Origin of the sequence: Roseomonas fluvialis (assembly GCF_022846615.1) — a bacterium.
Taxonomy (GTDB): domain Bacteria; phylum Pseudomonadota; class Alphaproteobacteria; order Acetobacterales; family Acetobacteraceae; genus Neoroseomonas; species Neoroseomonas fluvialis.
In genome coordinates, this window is sequence record NZ_AP025637.1 from 4,788,683 (window position 1) to 4,809,631 (window position 20,949).

Genomic DNA, 20,949 nt, shown 5'->3' on the forward strand with positions numbered 1-20,949 from the left:
CGCCCCGTGCTGTTCCTGCAACTGCTGCTCAACGGGCTGCAGATCGGCGCGATCTACGCGCTCACCGCCGCCGGCTTCGCGCTGATCTTCGGCGCGACGAAGATCTTCCATGTCGCGCACGGCACCGCCTTCACCATCGCCGGCTACGTCTTCCTGTTTGCCTGGCGGGCGGGCTGGCCCGGCTGGGCGGGCGCGGCCGCGGCGGTGCTGGCGGCCATGGCCTTCGGCGTGGCGATGGAACGCTACGTCTATCGTCCGATCCAGCGGCACGAGGGGTCCTTCTTCACCGTCTTCGTCGCGGCCTTCGGCGTTGGCATCGTGGTGCAGAACGTGATCGGCATGATCGCCGGGCGCGGCTTCGCCACGGTGGACACGCCGCTGTCCTTCTCGGCCGAGATCCTGCCAGATGTCTTCGTGGCACCCATGCTTTGGATCGCGCTGGCGACGGCGGCGGTGCTGTTCGTGGCACTCACGCTGTTTCTCACGCGGCATCCGGCCGGCGTCGGGCTGCGCGCGCTGGCGCAGAACCCCGACCTCATCCGCACCTACGGGCTGTCGTCGAACGGGCTGTCGGTGCTCGCCTTCGCGATCGGGTCCGCGCTGGCGGCGCCGGCCGCCATCATCACCGTCATGACCACCGGGCTGAACGAGGCGATCGGCCACCAGATCATGCTGATCTCGATCGCGGCGACCATCGTGGGCGGCATCGGCTCGCTGCGCGGCGCCGCACTCGCTGGCATGATGTTGGGTATCGCCGAGAGCATCGCCCTGCAGGTGGTCGATACCCAATGGGCCGAGGCGGTGTCCTTCTTCGTGCTGTTCGCCTTCATCATCTTCCGCCCGAGCGGCATCTTCGGCGTGGTGCAGACGCGATGACCGCCTTCCTGCTGAACCTCGCCACACTCGCCGCCATCTCGGGCATCCTGGCCTCAACGCTGAACTTCATCGTGGGCTATGCGGGCATCTTCTCGGTCGCGCATGCGGTGTTCTTCGGGCTCGGCGCCTATGCCGGGGCGCAGGTGGCGCTGCTGCTGGTGCCCGACCCGTTCCTCGCCTGCCTGGCGGCGGCGGCGATCGCGGGGGGGCTGTCGCTGTGCCTGGCCCTGCCCGCGCTGCGCGTGCGGGGCGAATACTTCGTCGCCGCCTCGCTCGGCCTGCAGATGGTGGCGGCGACGCTCTTCGCCGAACTCAAGCCGCTGACGGGCGGCATCGGCGGGCTGGTCGGCATCCCGCGCCCGGAGATCCTCGGCACGGTCGTGCCGGTCTTGCCGCTTGCGCTGGCCGCGCTGGCGCTGATCCTGTTCCTTACCGCGCGCCTGCAGCGCGGCGCCTTCGGCCGTACGCTGCAATCCATCCGCGACGCCGACAGCGCGGCCGAGGCGCTGGGCAAGAACGTGAACGCCGCCAAGACGCTGGCCGTCGTCTTCGCCTGTGCCGGCGCCGGCGTGGCGGGCGCGCTCTATGCGCTCCACCTGTCCTTCATCAACGTGGAGTCCTTCACGCTCGACCAGTCGATCCAGATCATGGCCATGGTGATCATCGGCGGCACCGGCACGCTGTGGGGGCCGTTGGTGGGCGCAGTGATGCTGCTGTCGCTGCCTGCCGTGCTGTCCTTCATCCCCTTCATCCCGCCAACCGAGGTCGGCGCCGTGCAGCAGATCATCTACGGCCTGGCGATGACGCTGCTGATGATCTTCCGCCCCGCCGGCCTGGTCGGCGACCAGACCAAGGGGAGGTCCACCTCGTGACCGAGGTGCTGCTGAAATCCGAGAACCTGGCGCGCGCCTTCGGCGGCGTGCAGGCGGTGGCGGGCGTGTCGCTCTCGCTGCCGGCGGGGCAGGTCACGGCGCTGGTCGGGCCGAACGGCGCAGGCAAGACCACCACCTTCAACCTCATCACCGGCAACCTGCGTGCCGATTCCGGCACGGCGCATATCCGCGGCAAGCCGATCATGGGGCTGAAACCGTGGCAAGTGGCGCGGCTGGGCGTTGCGCGATCCTTCCAGGACCTGCGCCTGTTCACCCACATGACGGTGCGCGAGAACGTGCTGGCCGCGACCGAGACATCGGCCTGGTTCTGGCAGCCGGGCGGCGCGCGGGCCCGCGCCGCACGCGCCGAACGCGCCGCCGCCGCATTGGACGCCACGGGCTTGTCGGACCTCGCGGATGCGCGTGCGGTCGACCTGGCCTATGCCGAGCGCAAGTTCCTGTCGATGGCGCGCATCCTGGCGGCGGAAGCGGATATCTGGCTGCTCGACGAACCGGCCTCGGGGCTCGACCTGTCGTCGCGACTGCGCTTCGGTGCCCTGCTGCGGGCCGCCACCGCACGCGGCGTGGCGATCTGCCTGATCGAACACAATCTCGACGTCGTGGCGGAACTCTCCGACCGCATCGCCTTCCTCGACCAGGGTCGCGTGCTGGCGGAAGGCGACCCGCAATCGATCCTGCGCGACCCCGCGCTGGCCGCGATCTATTTCGGCGACCGCCCGCAGGAGGCCGCATGAGCGCGCCAGCCCTTCAGGCGACGGGCCTCACCGCCGGCTTCGGCGGGCGCGACGTGCTGCAGGATGTCTCGCTCACGCTGAACGACGGCGAGATCCTCTGCCTGATCGGCCATAACGGTGCGGGCAAGTCCACATTGCTGCGCGTGCTGTTCGGCCTGCATCGCCCCTCCGCCGGCACACTGCGCGTCTTCGGCCAGCAACCCGCGCAGCACAATCCGGCGACGATGGGCGCCGCGGGCGTGGCCCTGGTGCCCGAGGGCCGCGGCGTCTTCCCCGATCTCACGGTCGAGGAGATCTTCGGCCTCGCGCTGTGGTCGGCTGGCGTGCCGAAATCAGGCCAGCGCGAACGCATCGACGACGTGCTCGACGTCCTGCCGCGCATCAAGGAATTCCGCACGCGGCGCGCGGGCACGCTGTCGGGCGGGCAGCAGCAGATGGTCTCGATCGGCCGCGCGCTGCTGACGCGCCCGCGCGTGCTGCTGCTGGACGAACCCTCGATCGGCCTGGCGCCCAAGCTGTTCCAGGACCTGATCCGCCCGATCGCCGCGCTGCGCCAGGCGCGCGGCATGTCGATCCTGCTGGTCGAACAGAACGTGCGCGAGGCCTTCGCCATCTCCGACCGCGTGCTGGTGATGCGATCGGGCAGGTTCATCTTCGAAGGCGCGCCGTCTGAACTCGACGACCACGCCAAGTTGATGGAGCTGTTCTAGCGGCGATGCCCTGACACCTCCGCCCCGGCATCCGGCGCCAGTCGCGCATGCAGCGGCACCGAGGCCAGCACCACCACCGCCGCCGCGACGAAGCCCCAGGAGAAATCCGCCACCGCCAGCGCGCCGCGTCCGGACAGGGCCAGCGATGCCTCCAGCGTCGTCGTCGCCAGCACCACGCCCAGTGCCGGCGTCAATTGCTGCAAGGTGCCGTACAGCGCCGTCGCCGCGGACATGCGTTCGGTCGGCACATCGGCGAAGGCGAGGGTGTTCAGCGCCGTGAACTGCAGGCTGCGCGCCAGCCCGCCGGCGGCCAGCAGCAGGAAGATCCCCGCCGCCGGCCAGGCCGGCGTGAGCAGCGCCAGCGCCGCGATCCCCGCCGCCGCCACCACGCCATTGCCCATCAGCGCCGCGCGGAAGCCGGTAACCTTCAGCAGCGGCCGCACCAGCGGCTTCATCGCGAAGGCGCCGAGCGCGGTGGCGAAGGACACGAAGCCCGATTGCGACGCGCTCATCCCGAAGCCGATCTGCAGCATGACCGGGATCAGGAAGGGCACCGCCCCCGCGCCCGTGCGAAAGATGCTGCCGGCCACCGCCGGGTCACGGAAGGTCGCGATGCGGAACAGCGAGAGATCCACCGCCGGCCGCGCCCGCCCGCGCATGTGCCGCACAGCCAGCACGCCAGCGCACACGCCCAGTGCCAGCGCCGCGCCCGACATCCAGCCCGGCACGACATGCCGCCCCACCGTCTCGATCCCGAACATCACCAGTGCGAGCGTCGCACCCGTCAGCGCCAACCCCACCAGGTCCGGCGGCCCCGGGCGTGTTGGCGCCACGGCGGGGATCTTCCACGCCACCAGCACGAAGCCGATCAACCCGATCGGCACGTTGATCCAGAACACCGCGCGCCAGGAGAACAGGTCGGTCAGCACGCCGCCCAGCGGCGGCCCCATCACCGGCCCCAGCAGAGCCGGCATGGTCAGCCACGCCATGGCCGAGAGCATGTCCTTCTTCGCCACGCCGCGCAGCAGCAGCAGCCGGCCCACCGGCACCATCATCGCCCCGCCCACGCCCTGCAGGATTCGGAAGCCCACCAGTTCACCGAGGCTCTGCGCGCGCCCGCACAGCACCGAGGAAGCGACGAAGACCAGGATCGCCAGCATGAAGACGCGCTTCGCGCCGAAGCGGTCGGCGATCCAGGCGGAGAACGGGATGAACACCGTCAGCGCTACCAGGTACGACGTGATGGCAGCACCCAGCCGCGCCGGGTCCTCGTTCAGGTCGCGCGCCATGGCGGGCAGCGCGGTCGCCAGCACCGCGCTGTCCAGGTTCTGCATGAACAACGCGGAGGCGACGATCAGCGCAATGCCGCGATGATCCCGCGCATCGCTCACGGTGTCAGGATCACGCGGCCGGCGCTGCGCCGCGCGCGGACGTCCGCCATGGCCTCGCGGAAGCCTTCCAGTGGGAAGGCGGCGTGCACCTCCGGCCGCAGCGCACCGGCCTGCCACCAAGACATCAGTTGCGCCCAGAGCGCCCGCGCGCGCGGCGCGTGCAACGCCCGATTGTCGCCCGGCGACCAGCCGACATAAGTCCCCCAGTTCACGCCGCCCACCGCGATGTTCTTCAACAGCAGCAGGTTCGCCGCGACGGACGGAATGCCCCCGCCCGCGAAGCCGATCTCCACCAGCATCCCGCCATCGCCCAGGCAGCGCAGCGCTTCATCGAAGGCTTCGCCGCCGATGGTATCCAGCACGCAGGCCACGCCGCCGGTCGCCTCCAGCACCGCGTCACGAAACGGCAACGCGCTGTCCAGCACGACATCCGCGCCGCGAGCGCGCAACAGGTCGTGCTTCGCAGCACCTGCCCGCGCGACGACGCGCGCGCCCATCGCCTTCGCGATCTCGACCCCCGCAAGCCCTACGCCGCCCGCCGCGCCCTGCACCAGCACCCAGTCGCCCGGCGCCACGCGCGCGCGCCACAGCAGCGCCGACCCCGCGGTGGGATAGGAGATCGGGAAGGCCACTGCCGGTTCCATCGGCAGCCCGTCAGGGATCGCCACCACATGGATGTCGTCCGCCACCACGTCCTCCGCATAGCCGCCCCAGTCGACCACGGCAAAGACGCGGGTGCCCGGCGATGGCGCATCCGCATCGGGCGCGGCTTCCACCACCGTGCCGACCACCTCCGTGCCGGGCACGAAGGGTAGCGGTGGCTTGCGTTGGTACTTCCCCGCCACCACCAGCTGCGTCGCGAAGGACACGCCGGCCGCCGCCACGCGGATGCGCACGCCGCGCGGGCGCAGCGGGGGCGGCGGGATCTCCTTCACCTCCAGCGCATCGAAATCCCGCCAGGACTCGCAGACGATCGCGCGCATCATTCCATCCGGATATTCGCGGCGCGCACGATGGCGCCAAATTTCTGTGACTCGCTGCGGCAGAAGGCATCGAAGGCGGCAGGGCTGTCGGCCACCGGGTCGGCACCCAGCGGCGCGAGCCGCGCCCGCACCTCCGGGTCCTGCACCGCAACCGCCACGGCACGCTGCATGCGTTCCGTGATCGCCGCCGGCGTGCGTGGCGGCGCCCAGACGCCGTACCAGGTGGAGATCACCAGGTCTGGAAAGCCGGCCTCGGCCGCGCTGGGCAGGTCGGGATAGACTGGCACCCGATGCGCGTTCAACGCGGCGAGCGGCCGCAGCAGCCCTTCGCGCACCGCACCCGCGCCGGCGGGAACGCTGTCGAACATCACCTGCACGTTGCCCGCGATCAGGTCCTGGATCGCCGGACCGGCGCCACGATAGGGGATGTGCACGATATCCACGCCGGCGATCTGCTTGAACATCTCGGCCGCCAGGTGCTGCGCCCCGCCGATCGACGACGACGCGTACGAAACCCGCCCCGGATTGGCCTTCGCGTAGTCGCCCAAATCGCGCAGCGATCGCACCGGCAAGCGTGGATTCACCAGCGCGACCAGCGGCACCATCGCCATGTTGGTCACCGGCGTGAAATCGTTGAGCGCGTCATAGGGCATGGCGCGGTTGATGTGCGGAATGATGACATGCGCGGAGGCATTCACCAGGAACACGCCGCCATCGGGTGCGGCGCGCGCCACCTCCGCCGACCCGATCGTGCCGGATGCGCCCGGCTTGTTCTCGATCACCAGCGGCTGGCCCAGCTCCTGCTGCGCGCGCATCGCCACCACGCGCCCCACCAGGTCGGTCGGCCCGCCGGGCGGATAAGGCACGATGCAGCGCACCGGCCGCGTGGGCCAGTCCTGCGCCAGCGCGGGCGTGGCCAGCGCCGCGCCCAGCACCGCACGTCGCGTGGTCCTCATGGCGTCCCCTTCCCTTGTCGCGTGTTCGCGTCAGGATAAGCCCACAAACGCTCAGGAGGAAACGCGATGGACGAGGCGATGCGCCCCTACAGGGGCATCCGCGTGCTCGATGCCGGCCAGGGCATCGCGGGGCCCTATTGCGGCATGATGCTCGCCGCCTGCGGCGCCGATGTCATCAAGCTGGAACCGGCCGAGGGCGACTGGTCGCGCGGGCTGGGGTCAGCCAAGGACGGCGTCTCGGTCATGACGGTGTGCTTCAACCGCGGCAAGCGCTCCGTCGTGCTGGACCTGAAATCCGACGCCGGCCGTGCCGCCGCCGCGAAGCTCGCGTCGCAGGCCGATGTGCTGATCGAGGCCTTCCGCCCCGGTGTCGCCGCGCGCATCGGCCTCGGCCCTCAGAACGCCAAGGCGGACGCGGTCTGCCTGTCGATCTCCGGCTTCGGGCAATCCGGCCCCTATCGCGAACGCCCCTGCACGGATTCCGTCGCGCAGGCCTTCTCCGGCTTCGTCGCGCTGAATGCCGGCGCCGACGGCGCGCCGCACAAGGCCGGCCCCTTCATCGTCGACATGGCCACCGGCATCCACGCCTTCGCCGCGGTGCAGGTGGCCCTTGCCGCGCGCGCACAGGACAGCACGCCGCGCCAGCGCATCATCGACATGTCCCTGATGGCCGCCGCGTCGAACCTGCTGACGCACCAGATCGGCGAATGGGGCTACCAGGGAACATCCGCCGCACCGCCGAACGCACCCGCCGGCGCCTACCAGGCCGCCGACGGCGCCTGGGTGATGATCACGCTGGTGCGCCAGGCCGAATGGCTGACCATCTGCGACGTGCTCGACATTCCCGACGCGAAGGTCGATCCGCGCTTCGCCTCGTTTCCGCTGCGCTGGGAGAATCGCGACGCACTCTACGCCATCGTGCGGGCCGCCTTCGCGAAGCGCGACTCCACGCACTGGGTCACGCAGTTGCAAGGCGCGCGGCTGCTCGCGGATCGAGTCAACACGCCGCTCGACTGGCTGGCGAACGAGCATGTCGTCGCCTATGGCGCGGCATCGCAGGTGCCCCAGCCGCAGCTCGGCGAAGTGCCGCTGCCGATGCTGCCCGGCCTCGGTCACTGGCGCGCGCCCGCGCCCGGCCTGGGCGAACACACCGTGCAGGTCCTGGCGGAGATCGGCGCGTGAACACCGCCGCCGTGCAGGCCATGCTCGATGCGCTGGCCGCGATCGGCGCCGACCCGCCCGGAATCACCCGCCACGCCTTCGACGACCGCGAGAACGCGGCCCACGATCTTGCCATCGGCCATGCGCGCCGCCTCGGCCTCGAGATCACGCGCGATGCCGCGGCGAACCTCTACCTCACCTGGCCGGGGGCTGATCGTGCCGCGCCACGCACGTTGTTGGGCTCGCATTTCGACACCGTGCGCCACGGCGGCAATTTTGACGGCGCGGCGGGCGTGGTCGCCGCGCTGGCCGCGGTCTCCACGCTGCGCGCGGAAGGCTTCGTCCCGCGCGCCGACGTCACCATTGCCGCCTTCCGCTGCGAGGAAGCGGTCTGGTTCGGCCTCGGCCTGATCGGCAGCCGCGCCGCGCTCGGCATCCTGCCGCCGGAGGCGCTGGACCGCCGCCGCGCCGATACCGGCCTCACCCTCGCGCAGCACATCGCGCGCTGCGGCGGCGACCCGAAGGCGATCACGCCCGGTGCGCGCCTGCTGCCGCCCGGCCCGATCCGCTGCTTCCTGGAGGCGCATATCGAACAGGCGCCATCCCTGCTCGAGGCCGGCGCGCCGATCGGCATCTGCACCGGCATCCCCGGCAACATCCGCCACGCCGCCATCCGCATCACCGGCGCGGACGCGCATGTCGGCCTGCCGCGCCGCTTCCGCCATGACGCCGCACTCGCCGGCGCGGACATCTTCACCGCCCTCGACGCGATGTGGGCCGAGGAAGACGCCGCCGGCCGCGCCATGGCCGTCACCATCGGCCGCTTCCACACCGACACGGCGAAGCACGAGATCACCGTCGTCGCCGGCGATTTCACCTTCTCGATTGATCTGCGCGCCTACGACGCCGCGCACCTGGCCGAGCTGGAACGACGCTTCCACGACATCCTCGCCACCACCGCCGCGCGCCGCGGCGTCACCATCGACCTCGGGCCGCGCAACGCCGCGCCGCTCGGCCCCTGCGACCCCGCGCTGCAGGCCGCGCTCGCCGCCGCCGCCGCGCGCGCGGGCATCGCGACCCTGCCGCTCGGTTCCCCGGCCAGCCACGACGCCGCGAACTTCGCCGCCCAGGGCATCCCGACCGGCTTGCTGCTGGTCCGCAACGCGAATGGCAGCCACAACCCGCACGAGGCGATGGACACCGCCGACCTCATGGCCGCCGCCGCGACCTTCGCGGAATTCCTGCGCGAGACTGCCTGACCCTCAGCGCGCGAAGGCGGCGCGCGGCACCGCGCCGATCGTCATGGGCGTCGGTGCGCCGGAATAGTGGCGGCGGGTGATCACGCGCATCAGCGTCTCCTCCGTGCCGGGCGGCTGGCGCGCCTCGATCGCCGCGACGAAGATGCCCTCGGCGGCGCCGTCCACCACCTCGTGACGCGCGGCGCCGATCCCGGGCGCCGGCGGCATCACGGCAAGCCGCGCGGCCATCGCCTCGGCCGCCGCCACGGCCGCCGCGCGGTCGCGATACGCGATCGCCAGGCGCGTCACGATCGCCTGCGCGTCGCGCCGTTCCGACAGCATGGCGAAGGCCCAGGGGGACGGGCTTGGCAGCGTGGCGGTGTCGACCATCTCGGCGCGCAGCCGCCGCGCTGCATCGTCGGGTCCGATGGTCAGGTCGGGCACGATGACATAGGGCGCCGTCACGAAGACCAGTGCCTGCGCCAGGTCGCGCGCCCCGACACCGCCGGCGCTCGTCTCGGCCAGGGCGCGCAGCTCCGGCACGTCCGCCAGGCTCCGCCCGGCACCCGCCGCGCCCAGCGCCGCGGCCATCGTCGCATCCTCGCGCGTCGCGACCAGCACGCCGGCCGCCGGCACGGCGTAGCGCAACGAGATCCCGAGGCTGCCGCCCAGCGCATCCCCCGCCGCGCGGAACTGGAAGTTCGGGGCATTGTCCGCGCCGCGTGCCAGCACCTCCTGTCCCGCGATCCGGCGGGGCGCGAAGCCGCGCGGGGCCAGCGGCGCCGCCAGCGCCTGCAGGGTCGGGATACGCGCACCGGCCAGCACACGCACGGCATTCGGCACGGGCGCGGTGTCGAGCAGCACCAGCGCCTCGATCGCGTCGAAGTCGAAGCCCGACACCGCAGGCCAATCCTCCACCTGTCCCAGAGCGATGTTGCCAAGGGCCGCCGGCCCCGCCGCGGTGACGGCCTCCACGCGGGAGAAGCCGGGCGCGCCTGTCGGCCCGCGTTGCCCGGCCAGCAGGTCGGCCCGCGCATAGGCCAGGATGACGTGGCCTGGCTGCTGGCTGCCCGCCTGCGGCTGCGGCAGCAGGCGCATCAGCGCCGGCAGCGAGGTCTCGGCAGCACGCGCTGCCGGCGCGGCGGCGGCCAGCGCGGCCGCGAGGAGGAGGATGTGTCGCATGCCGCCAGTCTGCGCAGGCCGGGCGGCCAGGACCAGACCCGCCCGCCACGCACGCTGAAGCGCTTCACGATCGCGCGCACCCATCGCGCACATCACGTGCGCAACGGCCCGCGCCGTGCCATGCTCGACGCGCCGAGCGTCTCGACTGGAACCGCCCCACATGCGCCTGATCCGCCTGCTGCTGCTCCTCGCCCTCGCGATGCCGGGCCTGGCCGCCGCGCAAAGCTTCGACCTGCCGGGTCTGGGGCGCGATGTCTCGGCCTACCAGCAGGAGATGCAGCGCCGGTTCCCCGCCGGCGCATCGCCGCAGCAGCGCGCCGCCGCCGAACTGCGCGCCACCCAGGCCGAAGGCCGGCGCGACTACGCTGCGGCCGCCGCCGCCTGGGAAGAACGCATCGGCATGGGCCAGCCCAATGCCACGCACTGGCTCTCGCTTGCGCAGGCGCAACTCGCCGCCAATCCGCCGAACAACCAGCGCGCCCTGCAGGCCGGCTGGCGCGCCTTCCAGCTCGCGGGCTATGGCGAACCGGAAGTGGCGCCGCTGATGGTCGTCGCCGAAGCGCTGCGCCGCCTCAATCGCCCGGTCCAGCAGATCGAGGCACTGGAAGCCATCCTGGAGCGCGCCGACAGCCCCGAGCACCAGCAGCGCCTGGAAGCCGCCCGCCGCGCCGCCGGCATGCTGGTACGCCGCGTGACGCCCGAGGCCGATGCCGACCCCGCCCGCGCCTGCATCGCCTTCACCAACCCGCCGGCGCGCCGCACCGACTGGCAGCCGCAGGACTGGGTGCGCGCCGACCCGCCCATTCCTAACCTGGCGGTGGAACGCGAGGGCGACCTGCTCTGCATCGCCGGCCTGCCCTGGGGGGCCACCACGCGCATCATCCTGCGCGCCGGCCTGCCCGGCGAGGACCGCCAGAACCTGCGCACCGACACCACCGTGGGCATCGCCGTGCCGAACCGCGATCCGCGCATCGCCTTCGACACGCGCGCCTTCATCCTGCCGCGCGGGCAGGAACCGCGCGTGGGCGTCGCCACCGTCAATGTCACCGGCATGACCATGCGCATCGTGCGCGTGGCCGAGCGCAACCTGGTGCCGTTGCGCCGCGACTGGACGCCGGGCGAGGCACTCGAATCCTGGACCGCAGCCAATATCAGCGAGGAGATGGGCCGCGTCTTGTGGGAAGGCCGCGCCGAACTCCAGCGCGTCGAACCGAACCGCACACATCGTTCCATCCTGCCGCTTCCCGACGTGCTGCGCAGCGCGGGCCCCGGCGCCTACCTGCTGGTGCTGCGCCAGGATGAATCGCGCCGCGGCGGCGGCGAAACCGCGGCGCTGCCCTTCTTCGTCACCGATATCGGCCTGACCGCCTGGCGCGGCGCCGATGGGCTGGCGGTGCAGGCGCGCTCCCTGCAATCCGCCACCATCACGCCCGGCCTGCGCATCATGCTGATGGCCCGCAACAACGAGATCCTGGCCGAGGCCCGCACCGGCGCGGATGGCCTGGTGCGCTTCCCGGTTGCGCTGATGCGCGGCACCGGGCCGCTCGCCCCCGTCGCGGTGCATGCGGAAACCACCGACGACATCGCGGCACTTTCGCTCGAAGCCGCATCCTTCGACCTGTCGGATCGTGGCGCCACGGGCCGCCCGCATCCCGGCCCGGTCGATGCCTTCCTGTGGCTCGACCGCGGCATCTACCGGCCGGGCGAGACGGTGAACGCCGCGGCCCTGATCCGCGACCCCGCCGGCCAGCCGCTCGACCTGCCGATCCGCCTGCGCCTGCGCCGCCCGAACGGGCAGATCGCCGCCGAAATCGTCCCGCCACGCCAGGACGGCGGCGCCATCTACTGGCCGCTGCGCCTGTCCGCCGGCGCGCCCTTCGGCCAATGGGTGATCGAGGCGCTGACCGACCCCAACGCGCCACCGATCGGCCGCACCACCTTCCGCGTCGACGCCTTCGTACCGGAGCGCCTGGAAGTGAATACCGGCCCCGTGCCCGGCCCGCTGGTCGCCGGCCGCACGCTGGAAATCCCGGTCACCGCGCGCTTCCTGTACGGCGCGCCGGGCGCGGGCCTCTCCGGCACCGCGGAACTGCGCCTGGTGCACGACCCCGAGCCCTTCGCCGAATGGCGCGGCTGGCGCTTCGGCCTGGCGCAGGAGCAATTCGCGCCCGACCTGATCCCCTTCGAAATCCCCGAGACGAACGAACAGGGCGCCACCACGCTCTCCCTCACGCTGCCGCAGCCGCCCGACACCACGCGCCCCGTGCGCGCCGAGGTCGGCGTCTCGGTCAGTGAACCGGGCGGCCGCGAAACCCGCACGCGCTTCACCGTGCCGGTGCGCGCCCGCGCCACGCTCGTCGGCGTGCGCCCGGCTTTCGAGAACGACGCCATCGACGCCGGCAGCGAAGCAGCCTTCGACATCGCCGCCGTCTCGCCCGACGGCACCGCCGTGCCCGCCACGCTGCGCGCCCGCCTGGTGCGCGAACGCCCGAACTGGCGGATCGTCGTGCGCGGCTCCATCGCACGCTGGGAGACCGTGTGGCGCGACGAACCGGTCGATGCGCAGGAAATCCGCGTCGTCGCGGGCCAACCCGCACGCTTTGCGCGCTCGCTGCCCTTCGGCCGCTACCGGCTGGAAGTGTCGGATGCGGGCGGCCTCGGCATCACCTCCATCCGCTTCCGCTCCGGCTGGGCCGGCGTGGAATCCGCCGAGATCCCCGACCGCGTCGACATCGCCGCCGATCGCCGTGCCTATGCGCCCGGTGATCGCGCGCGCATCCGCATCACGCCGCCCTTCGCCGGGCGCGCCTCGGTCGCCGTGCTGACCGACCGCCTGGTCGCGCTGCGCGAGATCGAGGTCACCACCGCCGGCACCGAGGTCGAGATCCCCGTCGATGCGTCCTGGGGCCCCGGCGCCTATGTGGCCGTGACCGTCTTCCGCGCCGGCGAAACCCGCAACGGCCAGGCCGGCCGCGGGCTCGGCCTGGCCTGGGTCGGCATCGACCCCGCACCGCGCACGCTCGGTGTGGCCATCGACACACCCGAGCGCATCCGCCCGCGCCAGCGCATCGAAGTGCCGGTGCGCGTCACCAACGCGAACGGCCCCGTGCTGCTGACCCTCGCCGCGGTCGATGAAGGCATCCTGCGCCTGACCAACTTCGCCACGCCGAACCCGGCGGCGCATTTCCTCTCGCGCCGCCAGCTCGGCGTCGATATCCGTGACGACTACGGCCGCTTGATCGCACCCGCCGAAGGCGAACTCGCCCTGCTGCGCCAGGGCGGCGACGAGGATGCCGGCGCCGACGCACTGCAACCGCCGCAACGCCTGGTTTCGCTGTTCTCCGGCGTGGTGCGCGCGGATGCGAACGGTGTCGCGATGGTGCCGCTCGACATCCCCGATTTCGCCGGCGAACTGCGCCTGATGGCGGTGGCCTGGGAGGGCACGCGCGTGGGCGCCGGATCGCGCCCGCTGACCGTGCGCGACGAGGTCGTGGCCGAAGCCCTGCTGCCGCGCTTCCTCGCCCCCGGCGACGAGGCGCGACTTTCCATCCTGCTGCACAACATCGAACTGCCCGCCGGCGAGATCGTCGCGGAGCTGACCGCCACCGGCGGCCTCGCCATCGATGGCCCCGCACGCCTGGCCGCTACGCTCGCCACCGGCGCGCGCGCGCAGCCCTTCACCACGCTGCGTGCGACCGAAGGCGGCGAAGGCATCCTGCGCCTTGCCGTCAGCGGCCCCAACGGCTTCCGCGTGGAGCGCGAGAGCCGCATCACCATCCGCTCCTCCCGCCCGCGCGTGACGGAAGTGGCGGGCGTGGAACTCCCCGCGGGCGTGGAACTCCCGCTGAACCCGCCGATCGACCGCTTCGTACCGAACGCTTGGCGTGCCAGCGCGTCCTTCGGCGCGGCGGTCCGCTACGACGTGGCCGGGATGCTGCGCGCGGTGGAGGACTTCCCGCTCTACTGCCTCGAGCAATCCGCCTCGCGCGCGCTCGCCCTGTCGGCCGGCACGACCGAGGATGGCGACGCCGAACGCGCCATCCGCCTGCAACGCGCCGTCGATTCCATCCTGGACCGCCAGCGCTTCGACGGGTCCTTCGCGATGTGGAGCGCGAGCGGCGAAACCCAGCAATGGCTCACACCCTTCGCGGTGGAAGCCCTGGTCCGCGCCCGCACCGCGGGTGCGACCGTGCCGGAAGGCGCGCTGCGCGAAGCGCTCCGCTTCCTCGACGAAGCCATCGAGGATGCCGGCGGCGATACCCCGCAGGATCGCGCGGCACAGGCCTATCGCCTGCACGCCATGGCACTCGCGGGGCAGGTGCGCCTGGGCGCCGCGCGCCGCCTGATGGAAGCGCTGAACGACCTGCCGACGCAGCTCTCGCGCGCGCAACTCGCCGCCACCTTCGCGCGCGGCGGCGACACCGCCCGCGCCGAACAAGCCTTCACCGCAGCCCTCGCCGCGACCGGCCGGCGCTTCTGGTTTTACGACTACGGCAGCGCATCGCGCGACCTGCTCGCCACCACCACCCTGCTGCGCGAATCCGGCCTGCTGCCGGAACGCCTCAACCAGGTGATGTCCACCCTGCCCGGCCCGGACTTCACGCCGTATCGCACCAGCACCCAGGAACAATCCTGGGCCGTGCTGGCCGCACAGGTGCTGGGCCAGGGCACCCGCGCCGCCACCATCGCCGTGAACGGCAGCGCGCTGCCGCCACGCCCGGTGGTGATGGCCTCCCTCACCGGCCCGGGCACCGCACGCAACCTGGGCAGCGCCTCGGTCTGGCAGTCGGTTTCCATCAACGGCATCCCGCGCGAACCACTGCCGGCCGCGCGCGAGGGCTTCCGCGTCACCCGCCGCTTCTTCGCGCTGAACGGCGAACCGCTGAATCTCGACCAGCTCCGCCAGAACGCGTCCTTCATCCTGCTGATGGAAGTGCGCAGCGAAACCAACGACCGCCACGAAGCCATGCTGATCCAGGGCCTGCCCGCCGGCTGGGAAATCGCCACACGCCTGCCCGCCGGCGACATCGCCGGCATGCCCTGGCTCGGCACCCTCACGGAGGTCGACAGCCAACCCGCGCTCGACGACCGCTACGCCGCGGCCGTCACCATCACCCCCCAACGCCCCTTCGCCCGCATCGCCGTCCGCCTGCGCGCGGTCACGCCCGGCACCTTCGAACTCCCCGGCGGCGAAGCCCAGGACATGTACCGGCCAGGGATCTTCGCGCGCCAGAACACGGCAAGGATCACGGTGCTGCCGTGAGGAGGACGCGCCTTGCGCGGTCGGTGACGGAGGGGGTCTTGCCCCCTCCGGACCTCGCCCACCAGGGGGCTACGGCCCCCTGGACCGCGGGATTTGAATCGGGGGAATGGGGGAGGGGCATCGTCGGTGCCACCTGATGCGACAGGCACGCCCTGCCCCTCCCCCATTCCCCCGATCAAGTCGAGGGTTCCAAGGGCCTTAAGCCCTTGGTGGGTGGGGTTCGGGGAGGGCAAAGCCCTTCCCGCCGCCGTCCGCCGCACTGGCGCCGCCCTCCTCATCGCCGCCACCGCGGTCCTTGCCGTGCTGGCGCTCGACAGGATCTTCCCGCCGGACCTGTCGCGTCTTCACGCCGCGGGGGTCGAGGTGTTCGACCGTGACGGCCGCACGCTGTCGGTGTTGCCGGCGCCGGGCGGGGTGTGGCGGTTGCGCACGGCGGTGGCGGATGTGCCGCCGGTGCTGACCGAGTTGCTGGTGGCGGCGGAGGATCGGCGGTTTCGCAGCCATCCGGGTGTCGATCCCGTGGCGCTCGGGCGTGCGGTGGTGCAGTGGGTGCGCGCCGGGCGCGTGGTGTCGGGCGGATCGACGCTGACCATGCAGGCGGCGCGGCTGCTGGAGCCGCGGCCGCGCACGCTGAGGTCCAAGGTCATCGAGATCTTTCGCGCGCTGCAGTTGGAAGCACGATTCGGCAAGGACGAGATCCTCGGCATCTGGCTGACGCTCGCGCCGCAGGGCGGGAATATCGAGGGCATGCGCGCGGGATCCCTCGCCTGGTTCGGCCGCCCCGCGGCGCGGCTCGACGCCGCGGAATCGGCGCTGCTGGTGGCCCTGGCGCGCCGCCCGGCCTCGTTGCGCCCGGATCGCCACCCCGATGCCGCGCGCGCGGCGCGCGATGCGGTGCTGGCGCGCCGCGGCGGCCCAGCGGCTGGCATGTCCGAGGCTGATCGCGCGCTGTCGATCGCCGCCGACATGCCCGGCCGTCGCCGCGACATGCCGCGCCTCGCGCCGCACCTGGCGCGCGAGATGGCGCGCGGTGCGACGGGCCATGTCACGCTCACGCTCGATGCGCCCTTGCAGCGCGCGACCGAACGCCTCGCGGCCGAGATCCTGCCCACCCTGCCCGACCGCGCCGCGCTCGCCATCGTGGTGGCGGATGTCGCAACGCGCGAGGTCCGCGCGCTGATCGGCGGCGAATGGGGCGCGGAATCGCGGGCCGGTGCGCTCGACCTCACGCGCGCGGTGCGCTCGCCGGGTTCGGCACTGAAGCCCTTCCTGTACGCCATGGCGTTCGAACGGGGCATCGCCACGCCCGGCAGCATCGTGGCCGACCTGCCGCGACATTTCGGCGAATACGCGCCGGAGAATTTCTCGCGCGATTTCGCCGGGCGCGTGACGGCGGCGCAGGCGCTGCGCATGTCGCTGAACCTGCCGGCGGTGGCGTTGCTCGACCAGGTGGGCGCGCTGCGCTTCGCCTCCGCGCTGAAGGCAGCCGGCGCGGCGCCGCGCCTGCCGCCGGGGGCGGATGCCTCGCTGCCGCTGGCCCTCGGCGGCGCCGGCACCACGCTGCGCGAGATGGTCGCGCTCTATGCCACCATCGCCGATCACGGGCGCGCGCGGCCGCTGCGACTGACGCCTGGCCCGCCCGCGGACCCGCAACAGGTGGTGGAACGCCGCGCGGCGGACGCGGTCGGCGCCATCCTGGTGCAGAACTTCCCCGGCGGCGGGCCCACCGGCGTGGCGTGGAAGACCGGCACCTCCTGGGGCGGGCGCGACGCCTGGGCGATGGGCTTCGATGCGCGCCACGTCGCGGGTGTGTGGATTGGCCGACCGGATGGCACTGCGATGCCGGGTGCGACCGGCCGCCAGGGTGCCCTGCCGGTGCTCGCGCGCGTCTTCGCCCTGCTGCCCGAAGCCCCGCGCGAGGGTCTGCGCGTCGTGGCCGATGCACCGCGCCAGGCCGCGCCGGTGGACCGCCTGCGGCTGCTGTTCCCGCCGCCCGGCGCCGCGCTGGCCGAGGATGCCGGCCCGGTCGTGCTGCGCGCCGCCGGTGGCCGCCGGCCGCTGACGTTCCTGGTCGATGGCGCGCCGCTGCGCAGTGAACCGGCACGGCGCGAGGTCGCCTGGAGTCCCCCCGGCCCCGGCGCCTACCGCGTCACGGTGCTCGATGCCGACGGCGTCGCCGCCGCGGTCGCGCTGCGCGTGCGCGGGGCGGAACAGGCGCCCTCGGCCGGCATCACCATCACGCTGGTGCCGGCGGCGGCGCCCTAGCCGCCTACGCCACCATCCCGAACAGCCAGATCGCCACGACGCCGGCGCCGATCGCCGCCGCGAGGTTGCGCGTGGCCGCCTGCACCGCCACCACCACGGCTGCGGCGGCGAAGCCCTTCGCCCCCTGCGCCGCCAGCGCCGGCGCGACATAGGCGACGAAGATCGGTCCCGGCAGGTGCTGCAGCGCCACCTCAACCCCCCGCGGCGGGCGGAAGGCGCGGAACAGCGCATAGCCCCCCGCGCGGCACAGATAGGTCGCCAGCGCCATGCCCAGGATCGCCAGCAACACGTCCATCCGCAGCGTCATGGTGTGCGCCGCAGTTCGAGCCACGCCCCCAGCGCCGCCCCACTGAGCGCGCCCGCCATCAGCGGCCAGGGCGCCGCCAGCCCCGCCGCCCACGCAAGCAGCGACACGGCCGCCGCCACCCCCCAGGGCCACAGGTCGCGCCGCACCCCCTGCCAGACCGGCACCAGGATGGCGCAGAAGGTCGCGGTGGCGGCGAAGAACACCGGATGCCCCGGCGGCAGCCGCACCGCCGCGCCGAACACATGCCCGAGCGCCACCGCGATCATCCAGAAGAACCACAGCGCCAGGCTCACCCCCAGCAGGAACCCCGCATCCCGCCCGCCGCGTCGCTGGTCGGCGGCCGACAGCGCGTAGGAATGGTCCACCAGCGTCGCCAGCGTGCCCCACAGCCGCACCCCGCGCAGCCAATCGAGCCACGGCGCCAGCGCCGCCCCCATCGGCGCGAGCCGGATATTGACCACGAAGGCCGCCAGCGTGGCCGCCAGGATCGGCGCCGGATCGGTCCACAATTCCAGCGCCAGCAACTGCGAGGACCCGGCAAACACCAGCCCCGACATCAACCAGGTCTCGAGCAGCGACAGCCCCTTCGCATCCGAGATCACGCCGACCACCAGCCCGAAGGGAAAGGTGCCGATCACCAGAGGCACCGCGTGGCGCGCGCCGCGCAGCACGCCATGGCGGGTGAAGACGACGCGCGCGGCGTTCATGCGCCGGTGGCCTACAGCACGCCTGCGGCGTCGCGCCGCGCGGCCAGCAGCCGGTCCTCGGCGGCGGCAGGGTCCATATCCAGCGCGCGCCGCGCCACGCCATGGCCGAAGCCACCCCGCGCCAGCGCCGCCAGTGCCTTGCGCCGGGCCTCGGCATCCTCGGTGGCGCGGGCGAAGGGACCAATGCGCCGGCGCCGGCAATACGCCAGCGCGGCGTCGAGTTCCGCCTCCTCGCCCTCAGGCAGCGCGTCAGCCGCGGTCTGTGCATCAACGCCCTTGCCCGCGAGATGCGCGGCGATGGCGCGCCGCGACCGCCCGGTGCGCGCCAGCCGCCGGGCACGGCTGGCGGCGAAGGCCGCGTCGTCCACCGCGCCGGCCTGCACCATGGCGGCGGCAACCTCGGCGGCGGCGGCGCGCGCGGCGGCGGCGGCGGGGGCTATGGCCTCGCGCGGCTGCCCCTCGGCCTCGGCCGCGCGCGCCCAGCGGTCCACGCGGCGTTCCAGCACGCGACGCAGGCCCGCCTCGGTCGCGGCGAAGCGTGCCAGGTGCGCCAGCGCGGCCTCGCGCAGGCGGGGCGCGGTGGGGGCCCGTCCCGCGGGGCGCGGCACCCGGCCAGCGCCGCGCCGAGCGTCCTTGTCCTCCTGCATGGGCGCCTTCTGCCACGCCCCCGATGCGCTGGCGAGGACGGCAACCACCCCGCGCGCCGGGCGTTGCCACCGCAGGACCCGCAGGAGGACGCCATGAACCACGCCGCCATGCTTCTCACCGCTCTCCTGCTCGCGCTGCCGCTGCTCGCCTCGGCGCAGGCGCCGACCCCGCCCGAGGCCGGCGGCCCGCAGCCCGGCCGCGCCGCGACGGTCGGCCGCGATGCTGGCCCGGCCAACCACCCCCCGCGCACCGACAGCCCACACGCGGTCAATCGCGGCACCGATGGATCCGCCGCCGGCCATGCGCACGACCCCGACGCCACCGGCACCACGCCGCAGGGCATGCTCGGCACCTCCACGGCCGGCGCCCGCGCGCCCGGCGCACCGGTGCCCCCGCAGCCGCCGCGCTGAACCCCGGGCAGGTCCCGATCGGACCATGCTCGCGGCAGCCAGCCGAGCGCCCCCACGTCCCGCTTGCCCGCCGCCGCTCCACCGGCGCAGGATCGTGCGCTCCGGCCGGGAGGACACCGGTGCCCCATCGCGCGATCATCCTGGCGGGCCTGCTCGTCGCCAGCCCGGCGCTCGCGCAGGGCGCGCCGCGCCAGCCCGCCACGGGCACGCCCTGGCGCTGCGGCGAGAAGACCTACTGCACCCAGATGTCGAGCTGCGCCGAGGCGATGTTCCATTTCCAGTCCTGCGGCCTGCTGCGGCTCGATCGCGACCGCGACGGGGTGCCCTGCGAGACGCTCTGCGGCCAGTCCCGCGGCGGCTCGACACGTCGCCGCTGAGCGCCTAATCGCGCGCGTCCTGCAGACGAGAACGCACCCATGCCCCAGCCCGCCCACCCCGCCGCCATTAACGGCCTCACCCTCGCGCAGTCCGAGACCATCGCCGCAGCGGCGCTCGCCAAGGGCCGCGCGCTCGGCCTGCTGCCGCTCTGTGTCGTGGTGCTCGATGCCGGTGGCCAGCTGAAATCCGCCAGGCGCGAGGATGGTGCGTCGATCCTGCGGCCCGAGATCGCCACCGGGAAGGCCTTCGGCGCGCTCGCCATGGGCTTCGGCACGCGCGAACTGGCGCGCCGCGCGCAGGCGGTGCCCGGCTTCACCAACGCCCTGTCCGACCTGACCGGCGGGCGCGCCGTGCCCGTCCCCGGCGGCGTGCTGGTGCGCGATGCGAACAACGTGCTGCTCGGCGCCGTGGGCATCAGCGGCGACGCCTCGCCCAAGGACGAGGAATGCTGCATCGCCGGCATCGAGGCCGCCGGCCTGGTCGCGGACACCGGCGACCCCGCCTGAACGCGCACGCCCGCGTGCAACCAATCCGGGGCGGCTGCGTTGCACGGGCATAGCCGACCACGGAGAGCCCCGATGACCTTCCCCCTGCTGCGCGCCGGCGCCGCGATCCTTTTGATCGGCGGCCTGGCCGCCTGCGACGTGACCGACCGCCAGGCTGGCGACCCGCCGGGTTCGGCGGCCGGCCGCGCCACCGATCGCGCGATGGGCACCAACATGTCCGGCGCCTACCCCTCCCAGCGTGACGGCACCGCGGTCAATCCCCGCGGCACGGCGCTGGAGCGTGCGGTCGACCCCGCCGGCACGCCGGTCCGCCGCAACCCCTCGGCCCCCAACCTGTAACG

At 73.1% G+C, this 20,949-nt stretch carries 19 protein-coding genes; 12 read left to right on the plus strand and 7 right to left on the minus strand.

Annotated elements, in window-relative coordinates:
* Nucleotides 1-6 precede the first annotated feature (6 nt).
* Genes MWM08_RS22935 through MWM08_RS22950 form a run of 4 tightly spaced genes read left to right on the plus strand, consistent with a single transcriptional unit; the run spans nucleotide 7 to nucleotide 3,213 of the window.
* Nucleotides 7-876: a branched-chain amino acid ABC transporter permease gene (locus MWM08_RS22935; protein ID WP_244408823.1), complete on the plus strand. Its 870-nt coding sequence runs from the start codon at nucleotides 7-9 to the stop codon at nucleotides 874-876.
* Nucleotides 873-1,748: a branched-chain amino acid ABC transporter permease gene (locus tag MWM08_RS22940; protein ID WP_244408824.1), complete on the plus strand. Its 876-nt coding sequence runs from the start codon at nucleotides 873-875 to the stop codon at nucleotides 1,746-1,748. Before MWM08_RS22935 ends, MWM08_RS22940 begins: the two co-directional genes overlap by 4 nt.
* Nucleotides 1,745-2,503: an ABC transporter ATP-binding protein gene (locus MWM08_RS22945; protein WP_244408825.1), complete on the plus strand. Its 759-nt coding sequence runs from the start codon at nucleotides 1,745-1,747 to the stop codon at nucleotides 2,501-2,503. The genes MWM08_RS22940 and MWM08_RS22945 overlap by 4 nt, the downstream gene beginning before the upstream one ends.
* The gene (locus MWM08_RS22950; protein ID WP_244408826.1) at nucleotides 2,500-3,213 is read left to right on the plus strand and encodes an ABC transporter ATP-binding protein; all 714 of its coding nucleotides are present in this window, start codon (nucleotides 2,500-2,502) and stop codon (nucleotides 3,211-3,213) included. Before MWM08_RS22945 ends, MWM08_RS22950 begins: the two co-directional genes overlap by 4 nt.
* Here MWM08_RS22950 and MWM08_RS22955 read toward each other — a convergent pair.
* The 3 genes from MWM08_RS22955 to MWM08_RS22965 are packed head-to-tail and all read right to left on the minus strand — an operon-like array spanning nucleotide 3,210 to nucleotide 6,543.
* The gene (locus tag MWM08_RS22955; protein ID WP_244408827.1) at nucleotides 3,210-4,604 is read right to left on the minus strand and encodes an MFS transporter; all 1,395 of its coding nucleotides are present in this window, start codon (nucleotides 4,602-4,604) and stop codon (nucleotides 3,210-3,212) included. The two genes, MWM08_RS22950 and MWM08_RS22955, sit on opposite strands and share 4 nt — an antisense overlap.
* Entirely contained in the window at nucleotides 4,601-5,590 is a 990-nt protein-coding gene (locus tag MWM08_RS22960) for an NADPH:quinone oxidoreductase family protein (RefSeq protein WP_244408828.1), read from the minus strand. The genes MWM08_RS22955 and MWM08_RS22960 overlap by 4 nt, the downstream gene beginning before the upstream one ends.
* Nucleotides 5,587-6,543 (minus strand): Bug family tripartite tricarboxylate transporter substrate binding protein, encoded by a 957-nt coding sequence (locus MWM08_RS22965; RefSeq protein WP_244408829.1) that lies wholly within the window; start codon nucleotides 6,541-6,543, stop codon nucleotides 5,587-5,589. Before MWM08_RS22965 ends, MWM08_RS22960 begins: the two co-directional genes overlap by 4 nt.
* Before the next feature lie 66 nt (nucleotides 6,544-6,609).
* Here MWM08_RS22965 and MWM08_RS22970 point away from each other — a divergent pair, with 66 nt between their 5' ends.
* Both MWM08_RS22970 and MWM08_RS22975 read left to right on the plus strand, forming a co-directional pair.
* A complete protein-coding gene (locus MWM08_RS22970; RefSeq protein WP_244408830.1) occupies nucleotides 6,610-7,725 on the plus strand; it encodes a CaiB/BaiF CoA transferase family protein in 1,116 nt (371 codons plus the stop codon).
* Nucleotides 7,722-8,963 carry a hydantoinase/carbamoylase family amidase gene (locus MWM08_RS22975; RefSeq protein WP_244408831.1) on the plus strand — a complete coding sequence of 414 codons (1,242 nt, stop codon included), beginning with the start codon at nucleotides 7,722-7,724 and terminating at the stop codon, nucleotides 8,961-8,963. The genes MWM08_RS22970 and MWM08_RS22975 overlap by 4 nt, the downstream gene beginning before the upstream one ends.
* 3 nt (nucleotides 8,964-8,966) lie before the next feature.
* Here the strand turns inward: MWM08_RS22975 and MWM08_RS22980 are convergent, their stop codons facing one another.
* On the minus strand, nucleotides 8,967-10,124 hold the full coding sequence (locus MWM08_RS22980; RefSeq protein ID WP_244408832.1) for a hypothetical protein: 1,158 nt from the start codon (nucleotides 10,122-10,124) through the stop codon (nucleotides 8,967-8,969).
* Between the two features lie 160 nt (nucleotides 10,125-10,284).
* Between MWM08_RS22980 and MWM08_RS22985 the strand changes: the two genes are divergently transcribed.
* Both MWM08_RS22985 and pbpC read left to right on the plus strand, forming a co-directional pair.
* Nucleotides 10,285-15,387, plus strand: coding sequence for an alpha-2-macroglobulin family protein (locus tag MWM08_RS22985; RefSeq protein WP_244408833.1), 5,103 nt, complete (start codon nucleotides 10,285-10,287; stop codon nucleotides 15,385-15,387).
* A gap of 300 nt (nucleotides 15,388-15,687) precedes the next feature.
* On the plus strand, nucleotides 15,688-17,652 hold the full coding sequence (gene pbpC, locus MWM08_RS22990) for a penicillin-binding protein 1C (RefSeq protein WP_244408834.1): 1,965 nt from the start codon (nucleotides 15,688-15,690) through the stop codon (nucleotides 17,650-17,652).
* Nucleotides 17,653-17,656: 4 nt separating this feature from the next.
* Here the strand turns inward: pbpC and MWM08_RS22995 are convergent, their stop codons facing one another.
* Genes MWM08_RS22995 through MWM08_RS23005 form a run of 3 tightly spaced genes read right to left on the minus strand, consistent with a single transcriptional unit; the run spans nucleotide 17,657 to nucleotide 19,313 of the window.
* The gene (locus tag MWM08_RS22995) at nucleotides 17,657-17,959 is read right to left on the minus strand and encodes an AzlD family protein (RefSeq protein WP_244408835.1); all 303 of its coding nucleotides are present in this window, start codon (nucleotides 17,957-17,959) and stop codon (nucleotides 17,657-17,659) included.
* Nucleotides 17,956-18,666, minus strand: coding sequence for an AzlC family ABC transporter permease (locus MWM08_RS23000; protein ID WP_244408836.1), 711 nt, complete (start codon nucleotides 18,664-18,666; stop codon nucleotides 17,956-17,958). Before MWM08_RS23000 ends, MWM08_RS22995 begins: the two co-directional genes overlap by 4 nt.
* Before the next feature lie 11 nt (nucleotides 18,667-18,677).
* The gene (locus MWM08_RS23005) at nucleotides 18,678-19,313 is read right to left on the minus strand and encodes a RecX family transcriptional regulator (RefSeq protein ID WP_244408837.1); all 636 of its coding nucleotides are present in this window, start codon (nucleotides 19,311-19,313) and stop codon (nucleotides 18,678-18,680) included.
* A gap of 93 nt (nucleotides 19,314-19,406) precedes the next feature.
* On the opposite strand from MWM08_RS23005, the gene MWM08_RS23010 reads away from it, so the two are divergent.
* The 4 genes from MWM08_RS23010 to MWM08_RS23025 all read left to right on the plus strand — a co-directional run bounded on the left by MWM08_RS23010 (nucleotide 19,407) and on the right by MWM08_RS23025 (nucleotide 20,947).
* Nucleotides 19,407-19,724: a hypothetical protein gene (locus MWM08_RS23010; protein ID WP_244408840.1), complete on the plus strand. Its 318-nt coding sequence runs from the start codon at nucleotides 19,407-19,409 to the stop codon at nucleotides 19,722-19,724.
* A gap of 119 nt (nucleotides 19,725-19,843) precedes the next feature.
* Nucleotides 19,844-20,101, plus strand: coding sequence for an excalibur calcium-binding domain-containing protein (locus tag MWM08_RS23015; protein WP_244408841.1), 258 nt, complete (start codon nucleotides 19,844-19,846; stop codon nucleotides 20,099-20,101).
* Between the two features lie 39 nt (nucleotides 20,102-20,140).
* Entirely contained in the window at nucleotides 20,141-20,608 is a 468-nt protein-coding gene (locus MWM08_RS23020) for a GlcG/HbpS family heme-binding protein (RefSeq protein WP_244408843.1), read from the plus strand.
* 72 nt (nucleotides 20,609-20,680) lie between these two features.
* A complete protein-coding gene (locus MWM08_RS23025) occupies nucleotides 20,681-20,947 on the plus strand; it encodes a hypothetical protein (protein ID WP_244408844.1) in 267 nt (88 codons plus the stop codon).
* The last annotated feature ends 2 nt before the right edge of the window (nucleotides 20,948-20,949 follow it).

Coding starts and splice junctions, on each gene's coding strand:
- MWM08_RS22940 (WP_244408824.1), top strand. CDS start 873: ATGACCGCCTTCCTGCTGAACCTCGCCACACTCGCCGCCATCTCGGGC.
- MWM08_RS22950 (WP_244408826.1), top strand. CDS start 2,500: ATGAGCGCGCCAGCCCTTCAGGCGACGGGCCTCACCGCCGGCTTCGGC.
- MWM08_RS22960 (WP_244408828.1), bottom strand. CDS start 5,590: ATGATGCGCGCGATCGTCTGCGAGTCCTGGCGGGATTTCGATGCGCTG.
- MWM08_RS22965 (WP_244408829.1), bottom strand. CDS start 6,543: ATGAGGACCACGCGACGTGCGGTGCTGGGCGCGGCGCTGGCCACGCCC.
- MWM08_RS22970 (WP_244408830.1), top strand. CDS start 6,610: ATGGACGAGGCGATGCGCCCCTACAGGGGCATCCGCGTGCTCGATGCC.
- MWM08_RS22980 (WP_244408832.1), bottom strand. CDS start 10,124: ATGCGACACATCCTCCTCCTCGCGGCCGCGCTGGCCGCCGCCGCGCCG.
- MWM08_RS22985 (WP_244408833.1), top strand. CDS start 10,285: ATGCGCCTGATCCGCCTGCTGCTGCTCCTCGCCCTCGCGATGCCGGGC.
- MWM08_RS22995 (WP_244408835.1), bottom strand. CDS start 17,959: ATGACGCTGCGGATGGACGTGTTGCTGGCGATCCTGGGCATGGCGCTG.
- MWM08_RS23000 (WP_244408836.1), bottom strand. CDS start 18,666: ATGAACGCCGCGCGCGTCGTCTTCACCCGCCATGGCGTGCTGCGCGGC.
- MWM08_RS23005 (WP_244408837.1), bottom strand. CDS start 19,313: ATGCAGGAGGACAAGGACGCTCGGCGCGGCGCTGGCCGGGTGCCGCGC.
- MWM08_RS23010 (WP_244408840.1), top strand. CDS start 19,407: ATGAACCACGCCGCCATGCTTCTCACCGCTCTCCTGCTCGCGCTGCCG.
- MWM08_RS23020 (WP_244408843.1), top strand. CDS start 20,141: ATGCCCCAGCCCGCCCACCCCGCCGCCATTAACGGCCTCACCCTCGCG.
- MWM08_RS23025 (WP_244408844.1), top strand. CDS start 20,681: ATGACCTTCCCCCTGCTGCGCGCCGGCGCCGCGATCCTTTTGATCGGC.